This window comes from Dolichospermum flos-aquae CCAP 1403/13F (assembly GCF_012516395.1).
Lineage (GTDB): Bacteria > Cyanobacteriota > Cyanobacteriia > Cyanobacteriales > Nostocaceae > Dolichospermum > Dolichospermum lemmermannii.
The window spans coordinates 1,083,010-1,104,511 of the sequence record NZ_CP051206.1; the positions used below are offsets into that span (position 1 = coordinate 1,083,010).

A 21,502-nucleotide genomic window follows, 5' to 3' on the forward strand; every position below is an offset into this window, starting at 1 on the left:
GTTCATATCTACCCAATTCTCACAAACTTCTTGCACTACCAAAGGTCATTTTTATGCCACTATTACTACTTTACTTAGTTTTCATCATCCTATCTATAGTTACTATAGTTACTATTCTTCTTCGCATATCTCTTTATCGCTATTTAATACTTTTGACTAATAAAGTCCAAAGATTAATCAAAACAGGATCAGCGGAAGGACAACCGAAAATTATCCAAACATTAGAAGCTAGATTTGAACAAGCTAGTAAACAATTAGAACAGGTAAATACAGCAGCATTAATAGACCAGATTTATAGTCAGGAAACAATCAAGGGATTTACCTGTGAACAAATAGATTATTTATGTCGAATTCTGCCAAATTTACTGTTAGCTTTTGGGTTACTGGGAACTTTTTTAGGTATCACTATTAATTTATCTACCCTTAGTCAAACGATTAATCAAACCAATGCTAGTGATATTAATAATTTAGTCTCTGAACTAAAGAAACCATTACAAGGAATGAGTATTGCATTTAGTACGAGTTTGATAGGAATTTGCTTGAGTTCTATATTAACAATATCCAATGGTATCTGGAATACTAGTTTTGCAAAATATCAATTAATTAGTTCTTTAGAAGATTATCTAGATAATGTATATTTTCCTGAAGTGCAGGGTGATACCCGTCTTGATAAAATAGTTAATAAAATGGTATCCCAGCAAGATGAATTTTTAACAAACTTTGGGGAAACAGTGCGAAAAGCTGTAGAACAATCTATGGGAAAAGTCGCAAAACAAATTGCTGACGGGAATAAAGAAACTACAGATTTAGCTAGACAGGTTTATGAAAAATTTACAGTTTCTGCTGGAACTATATCTAGTGCTGCTAATGAGTTCAGAAGTTCAATGTCAGCATTAAATACAACATCTCAGATATTTAAACAGTCTGCTGAAACTTTTAATCAAAGTCAGTTTCCTCTCAAATTATCATTAGCTGTTGTAGATTTGAGTAATACACAGCAGAAATTTTCTGAGTCAGCTACAAGTTTAGCAGCAACAACGGAAGTAATTAAAACAGTTTTAACGGAGGTTCAGAATTATAGTCAGACTTTAATTAAGTTAGCAGAAGAAATAAACAATACAAATAAAACTTCAATTCAGGTATTAGAATTACATCAAAATAACCAAAATCTTCTCACTGAAATTATTCCCCAACTTCAACAAGGAGCTAATAGTTACGAAAAAGCAGTTAATAAACTGGATGATTTAAATCAAAGAGTGAGCGATAAATTCAATAATTTTGATCAATTAATTACAGCTATGACTCAGTTATTAGAAAATGTGAAAACATATACAACGGAATTAATTAGCAAAGTTGCAACGGAAACTGAAAATTCTAGTCAGAGTTTAATTAGTTTAGCTGAAGAGATAAAAGCTATGAACCAAACTTCAATTCAGGTATTAGATTTACATCAAAATAACCAAAATCTTCTCACTGAAATTATTCCCGGACTTCAGCAAGGAGCTAATAGTTATGAAAAAGCAGTTAATAAACTGGATGATTTAGATCAAAGAGTGCGCGATAAAGTTAATAGTTTTGATAAATTAATCACAACTATTGAGCAGTTGTTAGAAAATGTGAAAACCTATACAAGGGATGTGAATACTACTATTAATATAGCATCTAACCAAATAGATGGTAATAATCAAAAACTGCAAACATTTGTGAATGATATTAATGATTATGTTCGTAAATTTAGTCTTGAATTTACTAAAATTCAATCAGAATTGATAAAATTATTAGAGAATAATAATTATCAACTAATTTCTGAATATCAAAATGTGAGTAATACCATTATTCAAGGAATTGACAGACAAACTAATATCAACAAGAAGGGTTTTGATGCTAATATTAAAGGTTTGGAGCTATTAATCAAGAATCTTGAGGAATATCAACAAAAACTTGATTAGACAAATACCGATACATAATGTGCGTTACGCTGGTGCTAACACACCCTACTGTTTAAATTGACTAACAAATTTACAAAAATAAAACATTGCAATTATGGCTCGTCGTTCACGCTACACAGAATATAATGAAGATCTAAACGTTTGGCCAGCATTTACTGATTTAATGTCTAATGCGTTTATGATATTGGTTTTATTTTTGTTTTTAACTATTATCATATCACAAATCAATAAATCACAGATTAGTAAAAATATCAATCAAAGTGTTCAAAATTCAGAACAGTTAGCTTTAAAAATCAAACAATTACAGCAGCAAGTAAAATATTTACAAATACAACTACAACTACAGTCTGAAAAACAATCAACAGATACACCACCAATCATAATCATAAAAGATCAAGGAGATTATAGATTTGCTTCCGGTAGTGCGGAAATTCCTGCGAAAATGTCAACTTATATATTGAAACAAATAGTACCGGAAATAGAAGCTAGAACTAAACAATATGGGATTAATGTAGTAGAAATAATCGGACACACAGACGGACAAGCTAATAGTAAAGTAACTAGTAATTTAGATGTAAATTTAGAAAATGTAGCTAGTGGTAACTTACAAGTAGGAAAACTACAAGCTGGTTCTAATGCTGATTTAGGATTAATGCGGGCTTTGTCAGTTGTGAAGGTGATGGGTGATATCCAGAAAAAACAAGGTAAACTATCTGGACTATCATTTCGTGCTTATTCTGCGGCACAATTAATATTACCAAATGGAAAATTTGCAGGGATAGCGAGGAAAGAGGATGTCACTCGACGACGAATTGAAATCCGATTTACACGGTTGGGAGAAGTGCAGGAAGTTCGATAAAAAATCATACTTCATCTATCAAAATTTTGCCTTCCCCCTTCCATCAAAAATCTATCACCTTCCCAGATTCGAGACTATTCCTAATTTGATCTAATTCTTCCGTCTGAACTCCTAACTGAGAACCTTATGTCAAATGTAGCAAAAAGCAAATCCCACCGCCGACTAAAACGCCAACTACTTATCGTCATGCTGGTGATTTTTGCCTGGAGTGTGGCTATGGGCTGGATATTAGGATTCGCTACCAGCGCTCGCGGTGCAAATCCTGTAGACTCAGTTGGAACTGTTGATGTCGTACCAGCACAATACCAACCAGGACAAGAACTGTATTTAGAAAACTGCTCATCTTGTCATATCGCATTACCACCGGCTGTATTTCCTAGTTAAACTTGGAAAAACCTTTTACAAGACTCCCAGCACTATGGCGTACAAATTAAGCCTTTAGGCAAACTTGAACATCTTTTAGTATCAAAATATCTTTACACCTTTTCCCGTGTGCAACTACAGGAAGAAACAACACCCTAGCGTCTCAAGGACTCTCGTTATTTCAAGGCTTTGCATCCTGGTGTCAAATTACCCACTCCTATAAATATGGGTAGTTGTGTGAGTTGTCATTTTAATGCTGATAAGTACGACTTCCGCAGCCTTAGTCCAGAATGGAAGTAGGGGTAGGAGTTTAGGAAGAAGAATTTTCTCAATGACGAATGACCACTGACCAATTACCAATTACCAATGACATTCAAAGTCTATAATTATATAGCTAAAGCTTAAATCTCCATTTCCCTTGATTTAATTCTATAAACTGCCATGCTAAAACTTTTGTTGGGCGATCCCAACGCTCGTAAACTTAAAAAATACCAACCTTACATTACAGAAATTAACCTCTTAGAGGAAGATATTAAGCCGCTGTCTGATGAACAGTTAAAAGCGAAAACCGTCGAGTTTAAACAACGGTTGGCCAATGGCGACACCCTAGATGATATTTTACCGGAAGCCTTTGCTGTGGTTAGGGAATCAGGACGGCGTGTCTTAGGATTGCGACACTTTGATGTGCAACTTCAGGGTGGGATAATTCTGCATACTGGGCAAATTGCCGAAATGAAAACTGGTGAGGGGAAAACTTTAGTAGCTACCCTACCAAGTTATTTAAATGCCCTGACTGGTAAAGGTGTCCACGTAATTACCGTCAATGATTACCTGGCGCGTCGGGACGCGGAATGGATGGGTCAGGTACACCGGTTCTTAGGGTTAAGTGTGGGGCTAATTCAGTCCACTATGACCCCCAGTGAACGCCAAAAAAACTATGAGTGTGATATTACCTATGTCACCAACAGCGAAATAGGCTTTGATTATCTCCGGGATAATATGGCTACTTCAATGGCTGAGGTGGTACAACGTCCGTTTAATTTCTGTGTAATTGACGAGGTAGACTCGATTTTAGTGGATGAAGCCCGGACTCCACTAATTATTTCTGGTCAGGTGGAAAGACCAACGGAAAAATACTTACAAGCGGCAGAAATTGCTTTTAGCTTGCAAAAGGATGAACATTACGAAGTTAATGAAAAGGATCGTAACGTTCTATTGACAGATGAGGGTTTTGCCGAATCGGAAAATCAGTTGGGTGTGACAGATTTGTTTGACCCAGAAGACCCTTGGGCGCATTTTATGTTTAATGCGATTAAAGCCAAGGAATTGTTTCTCAAAGATGTGAATTATATTGTCCGCAATGACGAAATTGTGATTGTGGATGAATTTACAGGTCGGGTACTGCCGGGACGGCGTTGGAGTGATGGTTTACACCAAGCTATTGAAGCCAAGGAACACGTAGAAATTCAGCCAGAAACCCAAACTTTGGCGACAATTACCTATCAAAATCTGTTTTTGCTATATCCCAAGTTGGGGGGAATGACGGGAACGGCAAAAACTGAAGAAGTGGAATTTGAAAAGATATACAAACGGGAAGTGACGATTATTCCCACCAATCGGATTAGAAGACGGGAAGACTTGTCTGATATGGTGTTTAAGACTGAACCAGGGAAGTGGGGAGCGATCGCTAAAGAATGTGCCGAAATGCACGAAAATGGTAGACCTGTGTTAGTGGGGACAACCAGCGTCGAAAAGTCCGAACTTCTCAGCCGACTCCTCAAGGAAATGGAAATTCCCCACGAGTTACTTAACGCTAGACCAGAAAATGTGGAACGGGAAGCGGAAATTATTGCCCAAGCTGGACGCAGTGGGGCTGTAACTATCGCTACGAACATGGCAGGACGGGGTACAGACATTATCCTGGGTGGTAACTCTGAGTATATGGCGCGGTTGAAACTGCGGGAATACTTTATGCCTCGCATTGTTAGCCCCGAAGATGATGATAGTTTTGGAATGCAAAGGGCTTCGGGACTACCGATAGGTGGTAGCGGTGGTGGACAAGGCTTTGTTCCTGGTAAAAAGGTGAAAACTTGGCGGGCTTCTCCAGAAATTTTCCCCACCCAATTAAGAAAGGAAACAGAACAGCTTTTAAAAGCGGCTGTAGAGGTGGCTGTGAAGGCTTATGGTGAGCGCAGTTTACCGGAATTGGAAGCAGAAGAGAAGGTAGCTGTGGCGGCGGAAAAAGCCCCGACAGATGACCTGGTAATTCAGAAATTGCGGGAAGCTTACCAGCAGATTAAGCATGAGTATGAAGAATTTACTGTCCGCGAACATGATGACGTTGTCAACAGAGGTGGTTTGCACGTAATTGGAACGGAACGTCATGAGTCACGACGAATTGATAACCAGTTACGCGGACGAGCGGGAAGACAAGGCGACCCTGGAACGACAAGATTTTTCCTCAGTTTAGAGGATAACCTATTACGCATCTTTGGGGGCGATCGCGTTGCTGGCTTAATGAATGCTTTCCAAGTGGAAGAAGATATGCCGATTGAATCGGGTATGTTAACCCGCAGCTTAGAGGGCGCACAGAAAAAGGTGGAAACCTATTACTACGACATCCGCAAACAGGTGTTTGAGTATGACGAGGTAATGAATAATCAACGGCGGGCTATCTATGCGGAACGTCGCCGGGTGTTGGAAGGTCAGGATTTGAAGGAACAGGTGATAAAATACGCAGAAAAAACGATGGACGACATCGTTGATTATTACATCAACCCTGATTTACCTTCGGAAGAATGGGAGTTAGAAAAGTTAGTAGATAAGGTGAAGGAGTTTGTTTACCTGTTGGCTGATATGCAGTCTGGACAGTTGGAGGATATGGGAGTACCGGAAATTAAAGCGTTCCTCCATGAACAAGCGCGGATTGCCTATGATATGAAGGAAGCGCAAATTGACCAAATTCAACCGGGTTTAATGCGTCAAGCGGAACGGTTCTTTATTCTCCAACGCATAGATACTTTGTGGCGGGAGCATCTGCAACAAATGGATGCTTTGCGTGAGTCGGTCGGCTTGCGTGGTTATGGACAAAAGGACCCGCTGATTGAGTATAAGAGTGAGGGTTATGAGTTGTTCTTGGATATGATGGTGAATATCCGTCGTGATGTGGTTTATTCTCTGTTTATGTTCCAGCCTCAAGCGCAACAAACTGCTGAGATGGTTTAAGGGTTTTTTCTCGCAGAGACGCACAAGGCACGGAGGGTGTTTTCTGCGTCTTTGTTTTATTTTTGTTTCGCGCAAAGTCGCTAAGGAGCAAAGGCGCAAAGGAAGAGGAGGAAGAAGAGTTATTCGGCGAACATTTCAGCTAGGATATCCAGAACTGTTTTTTGTTCTTCTGTAGTAATTTGACCCAGAAGTTTGACTAATCGAGTTTTATCTACTGTGCGAATTTGGTCTAATACAATTTGTCCATTTTGTCCTTGAAATTGACAGGTTACTCTTGTGGGGTATGGTTGCCCTTTTGTTGTCATTGGTGCAACTATGACGGTGGCAATATGGTGGTTTATCTCGTTTGGTGAAATTATTAAGCAGGGGCGTGTTTTTTTAATTTCACTCCCAATGGTAGGGTCAAGATTAACTAGGAAAACATCAAATCTGTTAACTACCATTGCCATTCATCTTTATCCCATTCTGTTGTGTTGATATCATCTAATAGGACATCATCTTGTTTTTCTGCCATTTCTATAAATGCTTTTTCCCAACCTTTTCTTATTTGTGTAACTGGGCGAATAATCAGATGATTACCGTGAACTTCTATTTCTACTTCTGAGTTAATTCCGCTTTGTTCTAATAAGGTTTTGGGAATGCGTAAACCTTGGGAATTGCCGATTTTGACTATTCTGGTTTTAATTGCTGTACCCATTTTTTGTGTTTGGGGATAGGGTGGTATTTACATTGTAATTACAGCGATAAAAATAGTCAAGTAAAAGAAAAATCATTAATTACTTGTCTAAGTAACTTTCATTAAGTTATATTAGGTTATAGGTATTGATTACAACATTTTTCTAGTGAACACTTCAATCAGTCTACTGCGACGAATTAAAGATGCAACTGTTGATCCAACATTTAAAATAGCCGATGTTTTACGCTTGTGTAAAATTTTAGCTGACCGTTTGAATCATCAGGCTTTTAAGGAATGGGTTGATAAAGAAGCTAATGGATATGAAAGTGAAGATGAGTTACCAGACTATAGGATTTTAACAAACTTGGGTTGTCGTGGTGACTTTTTTGGAGGTTTCGGTAGCGGAGTCAAAAATGCACCAATTCCTTTGGCAAATATACCTGAAGATTTTAGAAAAGCTGCATCACTAAGAAATATCCTAATGAGTGCCAGTGCTTTAGAGAATAATGTCAATCAGGCCAATCAAAATAATACAAGCATTATGAAGTTAATCTGGCCAGCCGATTTGGTTGTATGTCTAAACTACATTGTTTATGAAAATATGTCTTGTGGACAGGCATGGACAGATATTTCTACTTCTGCCTTTGTGGCTATTTTAGATACAATTAAGAACAGAATTTTAGATTTTGTTTTAGCAATTGAAGCTGAAGCACTAGAATTAGGAGAAGTTAATATAGGCAAACAACCACTTTCTACAAGAGTTGTGAATTACATATTCAATCAGTGTATTCTACATGAGAATAATCAAACTGCTAATTCGGGTTCAATTATCCAAAATCATAATCAAGAGGTGAATATGTCTGAAACAAATCCAATCAAAATTCAAGCTGGACGTGATGTTAGTAGTAATGTAATTAGCTCAGAAGTTAGTGGCGTTGTAGCAGGAGGCGATATTAGTGGTAGTGTAAGTAATACCATTAGTCAACTCCGAACAGCAGATACGCAAGAAGCATCAGAGTTAGCGGATAAGTTAGTTCAACTTCAAGCAGTTATTGAAAACGAATCCAGTTTATCAATAGAAGATAAAAAGGACGCATTGATTCAGGTTCAAGCTTTAGCAGAAGCGGGACAAAATCCTCAAGAAGGAAAAATGCAGCAAGTAGCAAAAGGAGCAATTAGAATGCTTAAAGGATTATCAACAGAGCTACCGACAGCAACTGCTATATTTCACGAAATCAATCATTTATTACCTGAAATTTCTCACTTGTTTGGATTATAAACAGGACATATTATAATATAGTTAGCAGTCAAGAGGTATGACTTTTTCAGATCGTGGTAGCAAGGTCTACCCTTGACTGACTTTGATTTTACAATAACATAGTATTTAATGGTGGTAGGAAAAAAATATTATGACTACATCTATTGCTGACCAAGTTATTGAACAATTAAAAATAATGCCTCAAGACTTGCAATATCAAGTCCTAGAATTTGCCCGCAATTTGACAAGTTCAAAAATCAAAGGTGTTCCCGGTAAACAATTACTGCATTTTGCAGGTTCAATACCTAAAGAAGACTTACAGCTAATGAGTGAAGCAATAAAACAAGATTGTGAAAAGGTTGATGTTAATGAATGGTAGATACTTGCTCGATACTAATATCATTATTGCTTTCTTTGGTAGTGAATTAGTAGTAAAAAATAACCTTGTACAAGCAAATGAAGTTTTCATTCCCAGTATTGCAGTCGGGGAATTGTGTTATGGTGCGAGAAAATCAGGACGTTCAAAAGAGAATCTAGAACGGATTGAAGAATTTATCGCTAATAATACTGTACTTGAATGTAATACAGAAACATCTCGAATATACGGTGAAATAAAAAACCAGCTACGTTTAAAAGGTCGTCCGTTACCTGAAAATGATATTTGGATTGCTGCAATAAGTCTTCAATATAATCTAATTTTAGTTACACGCGATACTCATTTTCAGGAGGTTGAAAATTTACAAACAGTTTCTTGGATATAGCATAAAAATAGATGAACCACGAAGGAGAGTTGTAATGATTTTCAATTATTCTCTTACCTTAAAGTCCGAAATATCACCCTTCCCGGATACTCTTGCTGATTAATTTTGGTATAGACTCGCAAACAAGTTAATACTTCACCTGGATTACCACCACAGTCTAATTGCAAGTCATCTTTAGAAAATTCACAAACATCAGCATACAGTCCTGATAACTGTTTAAGTCGGACTTCATTACCTGCTTTAACTGCTTTGTCTGCGGCTTTTCTGAGGAGACGACGAGATTCTTTTTGTAATTTTCCCCACCAAGAATAACGCTCAGCCGGGGGGATAAATACTAAGGAATGAATGGCTTCATCCATGTCAATCCAGGCACATAAATTTAAAATAGTATCAGTATTTTCCTCGGATTTTTGCAGGCGTTGAAAGCGATCGCTTAATGTGTCAATATATTGATGACGTTGTTCTAATTTAGAATGTAAAGAAACTACATCAAAGCTAAAAACACTTTTTAAAGCATGATGTAAGTCTGGATCTATTTCAATAAACTTAATATATAAAAGTAAAAATCCGGCGATTAAATATAAATTTTCAGAAAGATGCGTTTGGGCAATTCCTGAATTTACCAAAGCTGTTTGAGATAAACATAATCCTTTGGCCTTAACTGTACCACTTAACCCTGGATAAATAATTTCATCACGGACAAATGGTAATTCCTCCAGATTTATATGATCTACAACTGCACCTACTTCTTGCGCTAATTCTAAGGCCTTATGTCGCCAAAATGTAGCTACATCTTCAGGAACTTGCAACAGTTTTCTATGAATTTCATTCCATATTTCCGCATCAGTTTGACTTTGGATATGAAAATTGCTTAGATAAGATTTTAATTCTGAATCACAATTAAAAGCATCTTTTAATTTTATTAACTGAGGTTGTTTTAGATCCCCAACTTCTTCAATAAGTCGGGGATCTAATAATTGATGAAGTTCTTGGAGAATTTCTTCTGATAGCTGAAATCCGGTATCAAGCGGATATTCTTGATTTGCTTTGGTTAAAGTTGCGGCTAATCCATATAAATTAAATCGTAATATTTTGGCTAATTCTGAGTTTTTTGTATTTAGTAGTTTATGTAAATTCTGCATAATTTTGTTAGGATGAAAATAGAAGATTTTATATCCCCGACTTCTTTAAGAAGTCGGGGATATAAGATTAATGAATACCGCAAAAAGGATCACGTTCTTTATCAACTTCGTTAGGTTGTAATTCCAATTCTGCCCGATAAACACATCCTTCTTGTTCTAGACATTCTTGATTATTAGATGTCCAATAAGGAACTGCCCCAGCGTGCATTCTTAATATGCCTGTGTTATCAATAGTTACATGATATTGACAAGGATAATCTGTGATAATATCTGGTCTGCTGAGTGTGCCAATCCGTAACCATTTTTTGGTATTTGTATCACTATCAGTTTGATAAATATAGAAGGTGTGTTGACCACTTTGGGGAAATGATGGCAAAGGTTTACTGATTAATCCTGTTCCTGGTTGTTTGACACCATCTTGTAAATAATGAAATGTTTCCATTGATTTACTTTCATTATTATCAACTGCAAATACTAAATGATAAGCATGAGGTTGATCAACTGTGGCAGATTCTAAAACATTAACAGCAATATCACCATCATTTAAGTTGTGTTGATGGTTTTCTATGGCGATATTCCATTTTAAATTGCCATCAGTAAATAAGGTATTTTCAGTAGATTTAGATATGACTGAATTAATATCAATGCCAACCACATCTATTAAATAATGGGGATTACCTCGGCATAGTAAAACGCTAAATTGTAAAGCTTGGTCAATCTCAAATTGGATTTTAATTTTTTTGAGAAATTCCTGTTCTTCCATACCCAATTTATCCATCAATATTTTACCGTCGAAACTACCCCACAGGCGAAAAGTGCCATTTTCATAATCTTGACGATGGATAATATTTGTTAATTGGATACCCTGCCAAGGTGTCCGCACTTTAGCAACAGTGTCCCAAGGTGCAAGTTGATATAGTTCTTGTCCAGCATTAAAAATGGCTAATGGTTCGTTACTTTGGGTTTTGCGTTTGAAGTTGCAAGGAAGATAATAAAACAGGTTTTTGACATCAATTTCTAGTTGATTTGCACCTTTACGTAACAGATTTTTAGATTCTTCTGGATCAAATCGAAAGCGACGCAATTTTTCGGCATAACAAGCACCTGCGGAAGTGGCAATTTTGGTAAATTCTAAAACAAAAGTAATTCGTTCGGGATTCCAAACAAAATAAGGCGATTTACTAAATTCTTCGTAAATTTGTTGTTGAACAAGATTAAAGTTACAAGTTTTTCCAGACAGAATTAACCAATCTACTTTTTGATTTGTTTCTGAATTAAGACGGCTTTCCATTAAGCCTTTTGCAATACCAATGGCTTCTTTAATTGAAGAAGTTGCTGCCCGTTCAAATTGCTGATGATCTAAAGTTAGAGAAATAGATTCAGAACTTCTAACTTGAAATTTAATCGCACTTTGGGCAAGAAGTTCACCAATTTGTTGTTCATTTAAAGTGAAGGTTAATAAAGAACCATCTGCGGGTGGTTTTTGCCCTAATTTGAGTTTAGCAGCTTCAGCATGATCCCACAATGTGTAAAAGGTTTGTAGGCGTTGGGTGGCTTGTTGCCAACGAGTTGGTAAGACTTTTTCCGCTGTATCTAGGGCATCTTTAAAAGCAACGTCACCTTCGGGATTTTCTTTATCTATACATTTTAATAAACTACCAGTTTTAAATTTTCCATCTTCTAAAAAACGGTCATTTAATTCAGAGTTAATTAAGTCTTCTAATTTATCGCTTTCAATGTCACCTGTGGTAACTGCGGTCAGCAGAAAATCAGAAATTGCAACTTTTAACAAACGGAAAATTCGTAAAGTAATTAATTCACCACCTAATTGTAAATGTCCCGAAGAACCTAATAATTTGGGAGTAAGTTTATAGTAACGTCCTCCTAAACCTCTATCTTCATGATCTGCAAAGAAGGGAGTTTTATCTTCTAGAGTAAGTTCAATTAAAGCTAAGTCTGTTGTACCCCCACCAATATCTAAAACTAGGACATTTTGTGACCATTTATTCCCATTTTGACGACAGCGAGTTTTAAAAGATTCAATCCCAATATTGAGATTTCCGCCAAATTCTCGCCACAGGAAAAAGATAGCTACAGAAACAGCTTCGTCATAGGCTGTTTGCACATCATCAATGCCTAATTCCTGGACTAATTGCTTGATTTCTTTGCGAACTACGGGAGGGGCAACGGTGGGATAGGTAACAACTGCTGTTAAAAAATCGCCTTCTGAAAATCTCCGTCTAGCCCGTTGCCGATAATCTTCTGTTAGTTCAATTAATTGCGCCCAAGCTGCTTGAATTAGGCGATTAACTTGAATGTTTTCTTCATCTTCTTCTAAGATAATTGGGAAAGATCGATCTTGTCCAAAATAGCGTTTGGGTGAATGATGAAATCTGCTAATAATTTCTTTAACTGAAACAGTTGTTCCTTGGGCTATGGCTTTTTTTCTATTATCTCTTGCGTCTCTACCCATGCGTAGTTTTAAGGGAATTAATTGCGATACTTCCATTTCACTGGGAATTTCTGTACTGCGTCTATCAATATCTAAAACTACGGGAATTAAATTTTGTGATTCTAATGTGGGAACGCGGAAAACTTCGTGATATATAGCATAAAGTTTCTTGCTAACAGCCCGCCGAAATCTATCACTTGTTCCTAAACATAATTCAATTTGGCGAATTGCTTCTAAAAATAATTCTTTGTTATCACTTTCAAAAATTTCACTTAATTGATCTGATTCTATTGCTAAGTTTTTGCTAATATCAACTAGAAATTTTTCCCACTCACTACTACTAACATCTGGTAAGGCTAAATCTGGGGAGGAATTGAACCATTCCGCCATCCGTTCTCTTAATCTCAGTTCTTGTTCTCTGGGTAAAACTTCGGCAATGGGGACTTCTATGGGGTCAAAAAGTGTCACTGTGGAGTTGGAAGTACCAAAATCTAACGCTAACCAACCAGGAAATCTTTTTCTTTGTTTTTCGTTGAGTTTTTCACTGAGTTGTTGACTTAAATTATTCAAATAGTGATCAAATTGTGAAGTATTCATGGGTAGATGATTTTTTGTAGATGAACTTGATGATTTCTGTAAATTGGGTATAAACCAAAGATCACATTCAGCACATACATGATTAGATATGGACAAATTTGGTTTTCCCCCAGCGTCAGAATCAAAATATTCGACAATCACCTTTAAGGTACAATCAACTATTGTGATTAAAGGTGCATCTAACTGACAGGGATCTTGTCCTAATTGAGAAATATTATAAATTTGTTTGGGTGTGGCTGTGTGAAATTGTCTATAACTTTTTTGAATTTGTGCTGCTAATTCATTTGGTGTACCTCTAACTATGCAGGTAATTCGAGAAATGTACGGTATGTTGCTTTTAATAGGGACAATTTGGATGGTGGGTAGATGCAACTGTGTGTTTTCTTTCACACCTAATTTAAAGCTAGGTAGAAGCTGAATTTCCACAGGCATTTTTGATGTTCCTTTTTTGTTTGTTAATATTTCATTGATAGTGCATTTCCCTAAATTTATTTGATAACTAAAGGTTTACTCTTTTCTTAATAAAAGAATATGGATTAAATGAACCACGAAGGGACGAAGAACACGAAGGAAGAAGGAAAAAGGAAGAAGAATGAAGAATAAAAGTAGTACCAACTAAATGCAGGTAAATAATTCTTCTTCATTAATTGTGGCAATATCGGTTAAGATTTCTAGCCAAGCTGGAATGGCTAATTCGGTTTGTGAATCTCTTGCAGCAATATATCTTAGTAGTGCTTCTTTTTTGGCCAGGTTTTGCAAGCTGGGAATAATTTGATCTAAAATTCCATTGATTTCTATATTTACTTGCTGATTACTTTCACTGACATACTGCACGAGGTGAAGACTAGCACTAGCGGTAATTTCATCTCGCAGTCGTAAAACGAAAAGTTGATGATTTGCGCTTCTTGATGTGTTTTGATTTCTCTCTGGTGACCAATCAAAAATTTGTCCTACACTGTGTTTTTCATCTTGTCTGGCTAGGGGAAAAATACTTTCTGGTTTGATACTTTGATCATGGTTATTGATTTCGGCAATAATGGCTTCTTTCCATTGACGAGGATCAGATCCTAGTAAGAGTTTATAAAATAAATCTGCTTCTTCAAGTCCAAATTTTGATTCAATTTCTTGTTCCATTTCTGGGATAAGAATGGTTTGCAGTTTTTCCCGTTCTAAGGTAATTTGATGTGCCAATGAGCTTAATAAGTCTACCACAGCTTGATGAATGCGATCGCTCGCAAAGTTCTCCAGTTCTTTAACGGTTTTCTCGAAAGCCGGATAAAAGTCATCACTCTTAGTTGGTATGGAGGTATTTACCCGATTTCCTCTATCAAATAATTTCCCCGCTGCACCTTTAAATTCCGCTAAGGTAATTGTGCCATTTTGAATTTTATTAAATAATAATGTCCACTGACTCCAATTCAAAATTTTCAAAGTTAGTTCATCTTTAATGACATCACTAACTACAATTCCTCTTCTATCTTTAAGTTGTTCTTTACCTAAATCTTTCTGAAAGTTTCTGTAGGTTCTATCTAAACTTTCTATGGCTGATCTTAATTCTAGTAAAGCTGGAGTATCAACTGTGGGTATGCCTTGTTCATGGATTTCGGCAATAATTTCTTTGAGATATTCTTGTTGTTGACGAATCACATCAGCAGCCCGACGAGTATCTTCATACAGTTGCTTTAAGCCATGATTAGCAACATGAGTTTGAATCAATTCTCTTAATTTACTAATCCCACCATCTTGAGCAAAATAACCTAATTGTCTTCCTAATTGATTCCTCCCATCTGCTGCTAATAAAGCTTCACTTAAATCACCCCATTTCTGTTGTAATTTTTTCGGTCTTTCCAGATAATCAGGATAATCTAAATTGGCAAGAAATTCCTCAGAACCTGCTTTAATTTGACTAGAACGTTTGGCAAATTCAGACAATCCTAACAGTGGCGATAATAAGACAATTCTATCTTTTTGAGAAGTAAATGCTTCCGCCCCATCAATAATGGTTTTGAGAACTTTCAATTTTTGGAAAACTGCATTTGTTTGTAAGGGTTGAGAATCAGATTGATTAGCAATTAATAAATCTAGTTCCCTTTCTCCTCCTTCACTTTCTAAAGGCAGTTGATCAAAACGTCCCACACCGACAAGAATTAAATCCTTGAGGTCTTGTCCTGGACGCTGTTGCTGCATCATTGTGAAGATTTTATTGGCGCGATCGCTCCCCGGTGATTTACCATTAAGTAAGACTAAAATTGTCTGTACCTGTGCCAATTCTCTCAAGGATAAAAATGTATCTCTAGTTCCAGAATTAGCTGCACCCAAGCCGGGAAAATCTAAAAGGACAAATTCTTCTGCACCTGTAACATCCCAAATTTCTCGTGATATTTTCACATCAATATCAACACGACGAATTAAGGGAAAACTGGTTTGTAATAATTGCGTTCCTAACCTTTGTGGCGCATTTGGTAAGCGAACATTCGCTGCTGGTAAATCCTCAAATTTCAGAGATTGAATCGCCATGGGCATTTCTGCCAGTTGTAAACCTTCACGGGCTGTAATCCCATCAATTGGGTAAAGACGACCGCATAAAGCCTCACCATAAGCCTGATAAGCCCGCAAAAATAACACTAACTCCCGCACCAAATAACGCAACTCTAAATTATTGGAACTTTTCCAAACTTCCTCACACCAAATACTGATATCCTTACCGGTTTTAATTTTAGCTACCTGTAAAGGTGTCACCCCAGCGGACGCAGCGCGACGGTTTGCTTCTTTGAGCATGAAGTGTAAGCACTCATTTACCCCTTCATGGGATAAATATTCTACCGTATAATTATTTGCTTGGGTAGTTGCAAAACCATCCTGGGGTTTAATATGAATAGCCGTGACATTACCGGTTGTCGGATTTTCGCTCACGGGTAAAGCGTCTGCGTAACCAATGAGACTTCCTAGCAGCAAACTTTTACCGCTGCTAAATTCCCCCATGATGCCAATTTTTACCGGTGAGTTGGCCAGTTCCACAGTTTTCTCTGCTGCCTCTCGCAGCCGCAGCAGACAATCATCAAGGCTAGTGGGAACCCAATCTTCCTCCTGGGAAGGGCGTTGGGGAACTGAGTCAATTTTGCGGAGGATAAATTCACCGTACTCTTTCAATCGTGCCAGCTTATCTGGTTCCATAGAGTAGTCTTTCGTTTGAGTTCATTTTCACAACTGGGTTATAACACAAAACCTCAAAACTATTCCTATGTGGTGCCACGAAAACAGGCAAGACGCAAGACGGAAGCGGGAATTTCTTTGTTCTTTGTTTTTCTAATCTTCATCTAAGTAGGTGAACACAATAAAACCAATCTGTGTAAAGAAAAGTAAAATCGCCCAAACCCTCTTCACTCTTGCCTCTTGCCTCTTGCCTCTTGCCTTGCTATGACGACAATTTTCAACGCCAACCTACTTATACCGTTAAGTTGACACCAATGAGCAATGCTAAACCCCGGCAACTGCCAGAAATTACCCAGCTTTCAAAATCTCATCATCTACAGAAAAATCAACTTCTAATTTATCTTGTCCATTGATTAAATAATCATTTACTAAAGAATTTTGCAAACCAGAAATCAAATCATATTGAGGTTGCCAATTTAATTCTATTTGTGCTTTATTCACTGATGCAAAGAAATGCTGTACCCGCATCGGAAAAGCTTTCCGTTTACCGAAATCAAACTTTTTCGGATCATAATGGACGATTTTCACATCATCGGCAGATTTACCAGCAGCTACAGCACAAGCACGCGCTAACCCATCGAAAGTGACAAAGCGATCGCCCGAAATATTATAAATCTGCCCAATTGCTTGATTATTCCCAATTATCTGGGTCATCGCTTGAGCTAAATCCCAGACATGGCCAAGCTGAGTGATGTGCATTCCATTCCCAGGAATACAAATCGGGCGATCGCGTACAATTCTATCAAAAAACCAACTTTCCAAGGGATTATAATTTTGCGGTCCGTAGATATAAGTAGGACGAATAGAAGTAAAGGGGATTCCCAACTGCTTGAGGTAAGCTTCCGTTTCATGTTTACCCTTGTGACGACTCTTAGGATCAACAGCATCCCCTTCTAAATGGGGCATTTGGTCAGATTTGAGGTAAACACCCGCAGAACTCATATAAACAAAATGTTTGACCCGTCCTTGAAAAATTTCTGCCAGAGGTTGTGTATCCGTTAGTTCCCTACCATTATTGTCAAAAACGACATCAAAACTTTCTGGTGCTAACTTTTCTTGAAGTTGAGTTGAGTTAGTGCGATCGCCTATAATTTGTCCTACCCCCGCAGGTGCAGCATGATTACCACGATTGAACAAAACCACCTCATGTCCATCCTTAATCAGCAGTTGAGTCAAATACACCCCAATAAACTGAGTTCCACCGATAACCAGAATCCGCATAACTTTCTAATTCCTGAATAAAAATTACCGCTATCTGTAGAGGTTATCAGGTTGTAGTATCACTAGAGGAACATCTTTTGGTAGGATTATATCTTCTATTCAATCTAGAGAGATCAAACTCTTTCCCCCTGCCTTCTCCGAACGACAATTTTTAATGCTCACCTACTTACCTTCCACCCATTCAACTTAACCGTGTCCTTAGAATATGCCTTAGTTCATGAGTGGTTAACCCCTCAAGCCACAGGAGGTTCAGAACTCGTAGTCCAGGAAATATTAAATCACATTGACGCTGATTTATACGCCCTGATTGATTTTGAATCCAGCAATCCAGAAAGTTACCTGTATAAACGTCAAATTGGCACAACGTTTTTACAGAAATTTCCCCAAGCCCGTCAAGGAGTCCAAAAATATTTACCCCTATTACCCTTGGCCATTGAGCAATTGGATTTGCGACAATATGAAGTTATTTTATCTTCATCTCATGCTGTAGCTAAAGGAGTCTTAACCACCCCTAACCAATTGCATATCTGCTATAGCCATAGCCCCATGCGCTACGCGTGGGATTTAACCTTTGATTATCTCAACCAAAGCAAACTAGGGCAAGGAGCAATCGGCTGGATCACCCGCCAAATCCTCCATAATTTGCGGCAATGGGACGTAATCAGTGCCAACCGGGTGGATTACTTCATTGCCAATTCACAACACACAGCCAGACGGATTTGGCGTTGCTATCGTCGGGAAGCAACCGTTATCTATCCACCGGTTAACCTAGATGAATGTTTATTTTCTCCAGAAAAAGAAGATTTTTACTTGATAGTTTCCCGATTAGTGAGTTATAAACAAGTTTCTTTAATTGTTCAGGCTTTTAATAGCCTCAAAAAACCCTTGGTTATTATTGGCACTGGTCCTCAAATGAACAAATTACGGGAAATAGCTCAACCACATATTCAAATCTTAGGATGGCAACCCGATCATATCGTCAAAAATTATATGTCCCGTGCCAAAGCCTTTGTTTATGCAGCTTGCGAAGACTTTGGCATTGCCCTAGTTGAAGCCCAAGCTTGTGGAACTCCCGTAATTGCCTATGGTGCAGGTGGTGCATTGGAAACAGTGAGAGATATTCAGACACATCCTGATACAGGAACTGGTATATTATTTAAAATCCAAACAGTAGGAGCTATAGTAGATGCCGTAGAAAAATTTGTAGATCATGAGCATTTATACAATTACGAGTATATACAAACACACGCTAATCAATTTTCTCGCCAGGTTTTTGCAGAACGTTATCTAGGTTTTGTGAATGAATGTCGTGAAAAAGGAGTTTACCAAAAGTAAACATCGGCCTTTTGTATTTATTTTCTCAGAAGAGTGCAAATTTTTCCTCAAAATTACTGCCTTTTAGCTTTAAGATTGGGACTATGTGTGGTGTGGATTATAAAGGAGTATGATGACTGCCCAGAGTTCACTCCTCTCCGGCAAGCGATACCCGCGGAAGGATAACGGTACATCTGTGACTGTTTTATCAAAACGTGGTCAAAAAGTTAAACAGCCAAAGGTGAAATCCAGAAGTTTATCTTTTGAGGGTTTATACGGAGAGTTTTTTAAACGACTGTTTGATATAGTTTTTTCATTGTCGGTCTTGATTTTGTTTTCTCCCATCTACATGATATTGGCCTTATTGATAGCCATAAGCTCAAAGGGTCCGATCTTTTATGTTCAAGAACGGGTGGGCAAAAACTACCGCAGCTTCAATTGCATTAAGTTTCGCACCATGGTCAACAATGCTGACGAAATTCTTGTCGAAATGATGGCTACATCACCTAACCTCCGAGCAGAATTTGAAGACAATTTTAAGCTGAAAACAGACCCAAGAATCACTAAAATTGGTCACTTTTTGCGAATTACCAGCTTAGATGAATTTCCCCAGTTTTGGAATGTTCTCAAAGGAGATATGAGTGTAGTTGGGCCAAGACCTTTAGTAGCGGAAGAATTAATAAAATATGGTGATTATATCAATCATGTTTTAACGATTCGTCCTGGAATTACTGGTTTGTGGCAAGTATCCGGGCGTAATGATATTCCATATCCTCGCCGGGTGCAAATAGACCTCCATTATGTCAATTTTAGGAATTTTTGGCTTGATTTGTGGATCATCCTGAAAACAGTTAATGTTGTCATTATGCCCAAAAATAAAGGAGCTTACTAAGTAAGTACGCAAATTCCATCTTATGGGGCAACATTATGCCCCAAAAACTATTTTTGATAGCAAAGGTATAAAATTTATTCTTACGCATATATACGGCTCAAGGAATTTCTAGTGCTGACAATAATTAATTACACTTAAAATTAAAAATATTAATTGAACTAAACCTATAATTATTTGTTAAAGTGTTTTTTAGCAAAAATATTTGTTGACCTTTAAGAGGTTGTTTGAAAAGTATTATATCAAACCCGTAATCTCCAAAAACCTAACCCCCCTACCCCCCCTTCCCTGCAAGGGAATGGGGGTTTTAAAGCCTCTCCCCTGCAAGGGGAGAGGTTTGGAGAGGGGTCAGTCTATACATTCAAAACTTTTCAAACATCCTCTAACTTTTAATAGCAACTAACATTTGCAGCCTGTCTATTGGGCAGTTATATCAATTAAATGCTAATTTATATCAGACTGTTTGTAATCTTCAACTAAAAACAACAAGGCATCACCAAGCATGACACAAAGAAAACGAGCTTTAATTACTGGTATTACTGGTCAAGATGGTTCTTATTTAACTGAACTTTTACTAGAACAAGGTTATCAAGTCCACGGGATTATTCGCCGTACTTCTACCTTTAACACAGACAGAATTGATCATATGTATGAAGATCCTCATAACGAGGACGCAAGGCTATTTCTCCACTATGGTGATTTGACAGACGGAACAACACTGCGGCGGATTTTAGAGGAAGTCAAACCTACAGAAATTTATAATTTAGGCGCTCAATCCCACGTTCGGGTGAGCTTTGATTCACCTGAATATACAGTAGATGCTGTAGGTATGGGGACATTACGTTTATTGGAAGCAATCCGCGATTATCAGCACCGCACTGGGATTGAAGTCCGTTTCTATCAAGCTGGTTCTTCGGAAATGTATGGTTTGGTGCAAGCAGTTCCCCAAAGTGAAACCACACCTTTTTATCCACGTAGTCCCTACGCTTGTGCTAAGGTGTATGCTCACTGGCAAACTATCAATTACCGCGAATCTTACAATTTATTTGCTTGTAACGGTATTCTTTTTAATCATGAATCTCCCAGAAGGGGAGAAACATTTGTTACCCGCAAAATTACTAGAGCCATAGCCCGCATTGTTGCTGGTAAACAAAAAAATATCTTCATGGGTAATTTGGACTCCAAGAGAGATTGGGGTTATGCCAAAGATTACGTAAAAGCAATGTGGTTGATGTTGCAACAAGATCAGCCGGATGATTATGTGGTGGCTACAGGTGAAACCCATTCAGTGAAGGAGTTTCTGGAGTTAGCATTTAGTTATGTTAATCTCGATTGGCAGAAATACGTAGATTTTGATCAACGTTATTTACGTCCTGCTGAAGTGGATTTACTAATTGGTGATCCCACTAAAGCCCAGCAGAAATTAGGCTGGAAACCATCAGTAACATTTAAAGAACTGGTTGCGCTAATGGTAGAAGCTGATTTACAAGCTGTGGGTTGTACTTCCCCTAATGGTAATGGTGCAAAATACCCTCAAGATATTGCTACTACCCGTCAAGAATTAGGATCTCTGCACTTTTAAT

15 protein-coding genes and 1 pseudogene are annotated in these 21,502 nt (G+C 37.6%); 10 read left to right on the forward strand and 6 right to left on the reverse strand.

The genetic code is table 11. The features are described from left to right. The first annotated feature begins 53 nt into the window (after positions 1-53). From HGD76_RS05565 to secA, 4 genes and pseudogenes are all read left to right on the forward strand, one after another. Positions 54-1,949 (forward strand): hypothetical protein, encoded by a 1,896-nt coding sequence (locus tag HGD76_RS05565; RefSeq protein WP_168695199.1) that lies wholly within the window; start codon positions 54-56, stop codon positions 1,947-1,949. A gap of 94 nt (positions 1,950-2,043) precedes the next feature. Further along, the gene (locus HGD76_RS05570) at positions 2,044-2,808 is read left to right on the forward strand and encodes a flagellar motor protein (protein ID WP_168695200.1); all 765 of its coding nucleotides are present in this window, start codon (positions 2,044-2,046) and stop codon (positions 2,806-2,808) included. A 126-nt stretch (positions 2,809-2,934) separates the two neighbouring features. Beyond that, a pseudogene (locus HGD76_RS05575) lies at positions 2,935-3,471 on the forward strand (cytochrome C). Between the two features lie 141 nt (positions 3,472-3,612). Further along, positions 3,613-6,396, forward strand: a complete 2,784-nt coding sequence (gene secA / locus HGD76_RS05580; RefSeq protein WP_168695201.1) for a preprotein translocase subunit SecA — start codon at positions 3,613-3,615, stop codon at positions 6,394-6,396. Positions 6,397-6,515: 119 nt separating this feature from the next. Here the strand turns inward: secA and HGD76_RS05585 are convergent, their stop codons facing one another. After that, positions 6,516-6,839 carry a type II toxin-antitoxin system PemK/MazF family toxin gene (locus tag HGD76_RS05585; protein ID WP_233467055.1) on the reverse strand — a complete coding sequence of 108 codons (324 nt, stop codon included), beginning with the start codon at positions 6,837-6,839 and terminating at the stop codon, positions 6,516-6,518. After that, positions 6,833-7,093 (reverse strand): AbrB/MazE/SpoVT family DNA-binding domain-containing protein, encoded by a 261-nt coding sequence (locus tag HGD76_RS05590; protein WP_148763104.1) that lies wholly within the window; start codon positions 7,091-7,093, stop codon positions 6,833-6,835. Before HGD76_RS05590 ends, HGD76_RS05585 begins: the two co-directional genes overlap by 7 nt. A gap of 145 nt (positions 7,094-7,238) precedes the next feature. Between HGD76_RS05590 and HGD76_RS05595 the strand changes: the two genes are divergently transcribed. The 3 genes from HGD76_RS05595 (at position 7,239) to HGD76_RS05605 (ending at position 9,091) form a co-directional block, all read left to right on the forward strand. Then, complete coding sequence (locus HGD76_RS05595; protein WP_168695202.1) at positions 7,239-8,351, forward strand: AbiTii domain-containing protein; 1,113 nt, start codon at positions 7,239-7,241, stop codon at positions 8,349-8,351. A 130-nt stretch (positions 8,352-8,481) separates the two neighbouring features. Further along, the gene (locus HGD76_RS05600; protein WP_148763098.1) at positions 8,482-8,709 is read left to right on the forward strand and encodes a hypothetical protein; all 228 of its coding nucleotides are present in this window, start codon (positions 8,482-8,484) and stop codon (positions 8,707-8,709) included. Continuing rightward, positions 8,699-9,091, forward strand: a complete 393-nt coding sequence (locus HGD76_RS05605) for a type II toxin-antitoxin system VapC family toxin (protein WP_168695203.1) — start codon at positions 8,699-8,701, stop codon at positions 9,089-9,091. Before HGD76_RS05600 ends, HGD76_RS05605 begins: the two co-directional genes overlap by 11 nt. 53 nt (positions 9,092-9,144) lie before the next feature. On the opposite strand, the gene HGD76_RS05610 is transcribed toward HGD76_RS05605, so the two are convergent. The 4 genes from HGD76_RS05610 to HGD76_RS05625 all read right to left on the reverse strand — a co-directional run bounded on the left by HGD76_RS05610 (position 9,145) and on the right by HGD76_RS05625 (position 17,716). Then, a complete protein-coding gene (locus tag HGD76_RS05610) occupies positions 9,145-10,233 on the reverse strand; it encodes a hypothetical protein (protein ID WP_168695204.1) in 1,089 nt (362 codons plus the stop codon). A gap of 67 nt (positions 10,234-10,300) precedes the next feature. Then, the gene (locus HGD76_RS05615; RefSeq protein WP_168695205.1) at positions 10,301-13,714 is read right to left on the reverse strand and encodes an acetate and sugar kinases/Hsc70/actin family protein; all 3,414 of its coding nucleotides are present in this window, start codon (positions 13,712-13,714) and stop codon (positions 10,301-10,303) included. 183 nt (positions 13,715-13,897) lie between these two features. Beyond that, entirely contained in the window at positions 13,898-16,456 is a 2,559-nt protein-coding gene (locus HGD76_RS05620) for a dynamin family protein (protein WP_168695206.1), read from the reverse strand. Positions 16,457-16,783: 327 nt separating this feature from the next. Next, positions 16,784-17,716 carry an NAD-dependent epimerase/dehydratase family protein gene (locus tag HGD76_RS05625; RefSeq protein WP_168695207.1) on the reverse strand — a complete coding sequence of 311 codons (933 nt, stop codon included), beginning with the start codon at positions 17,714-17,716 and terminating at the stop codon, positions 16,784-16,786. Between the two features lie 192 nt (positions 17,717-17,908). On the opposite strand from HGD76_RS05625, the gene HGD76_RS05630 reads away from it, so the two are divergent. The 3 genes from HGD76_RS05630 to gmd all read left to right on the forward strand — a co-directional run bounded on the left by HGD76_RS05630 (position 17,909) and on the right by gmd (position 21,501). Continuing rightward, positions 17,909-19,051 (forward strand): glycosyltransferase, encoded by a 1,143-nt coding sequence (locus HGD76_RS05630; RefSeq protein ID WP_168695208.1) that lies wholly within the window; start codon positions 17,909-17,911, stop codon positions 19,049-19,051. A gap of 112 nt (positions 19,052-19,163) precedes the next feature. Further along, positions 19,164-19,922, forward strand: coding sequence for an undecaprenyl-phosphate galactose phosphotransferase family protein (locus tag HGD76_RS05635; RefSeq protein ID WP_053541097.1), 759 nt, complete (start codon positions 19,164-19,166; stop codon positions 19,920-19,922). 499 nt (positions 19,923-20,421) lie between these two features. Continuing rightward, positions 20,422-21,501, forward strand: coding sequence for a GDP-mannose 4,6-dehydratase (gmd, locus tag HGD76_RS05640; protein ID WP_168695209.1), 1,080 nt, complete (start codon positions 20,422-20,424; stop codon positions 21,499-21,501). Position 21,502 lies beyond the last annotated feature (1 nt).

Excerpts from the sequence above, each read along its gene's own strand:
- HGD76_RS05565 (WP_168695199.1), top strand. The coding sequence starts at position 54 with ATGCCACTATTACTACTTTACTTAGTTTTCATCATCCTATCTATAGTT.
- HGD76_RS05570 (WP_168695200.1), top strand. The coding sequence starts at position 2,044 with ATGGCTCGTCGTTCACGCTACACAGAATATAATGAAGATCTAAACGTT.
- secA (WP_168695201.1), top strand. The coding sequence starts at position 3,613 with ATGCTAAAACTTTTGTTGGGCGATCCCAACGCTCGTAAACTTAAAAAA.
- HGD76_RS05585 (WP_233467055.1), bottom strand. The coding sequence starts at position 6,839 with ATGGTAGTTAACAGATTTGATGTTTTCCTAGTTAATCTTGACCCTACC.
- HGD76_RS05590 (WP_148763104.1), bottom strand. The coding sequence starts at position 7,093 with ATGGGTACAGCAATTAAAACCAGAATAGTCAAAATCGGCAATTCCCAA.
- HGD76_RS05600 (WP_148763098.1), top strand. The coding sequence starts at position 8,482 with ATGACTACATCTATTGCTGACCAAGTTATTGAACAATTAAAAATAATG.
- HGD76_RS05605 (WP_168695203.1), top strand. The coding sequence starts at position 8,699 with ATGAATGGTAGATACTTGCTCGATACTAATATCATTATTGCTTTCTTT.
- HGD76_RS05610 (WP_168695204.1), bottom strand. The coding sequence starts at position 10,233 with ATGCAGAATTTACATAAACTACTAAATACAAAAAACTCAGAATTAGCC.
- HGD76_RS05615 (WP_168695205.1), bottom strand. The coding sequence starts at position 13,714 with ATGCCTGTGGAAATTCAGCTTCTACCTAGCTTTAAATTAGGTGTGAAA.
- HGD76_RS05620 (WP_168695206.1), bottom strand. The coding sequence starts at position 16,456 with ATGGAACCAGATAAGCTGGCACGATTGAAAGAGTACGGTGAATTTATC.
- HGD76_RS05625 (WP_168695207.1), bottom strand. The coding sequence starts at position 17,716 with ATGCGGATTCTGGTTATCGGTGGAACTCAGTTTATTGGGGTGTATTTG.
- HGD76_RS05635 (WP_053541097.1), top strand. The coding sequence starts at position 19,164 with ATGACTGCCCAGAGTTCACTCCTCTCCGGCAAGCGATACCCGCGGAAG.
- gmd (WP_168695209.1), top strand. The coding sequence starts at position 20,422 with ATGACACAAAGAAAACGAGCTTTAATTACTGGTATTACTGGTCAAGAT.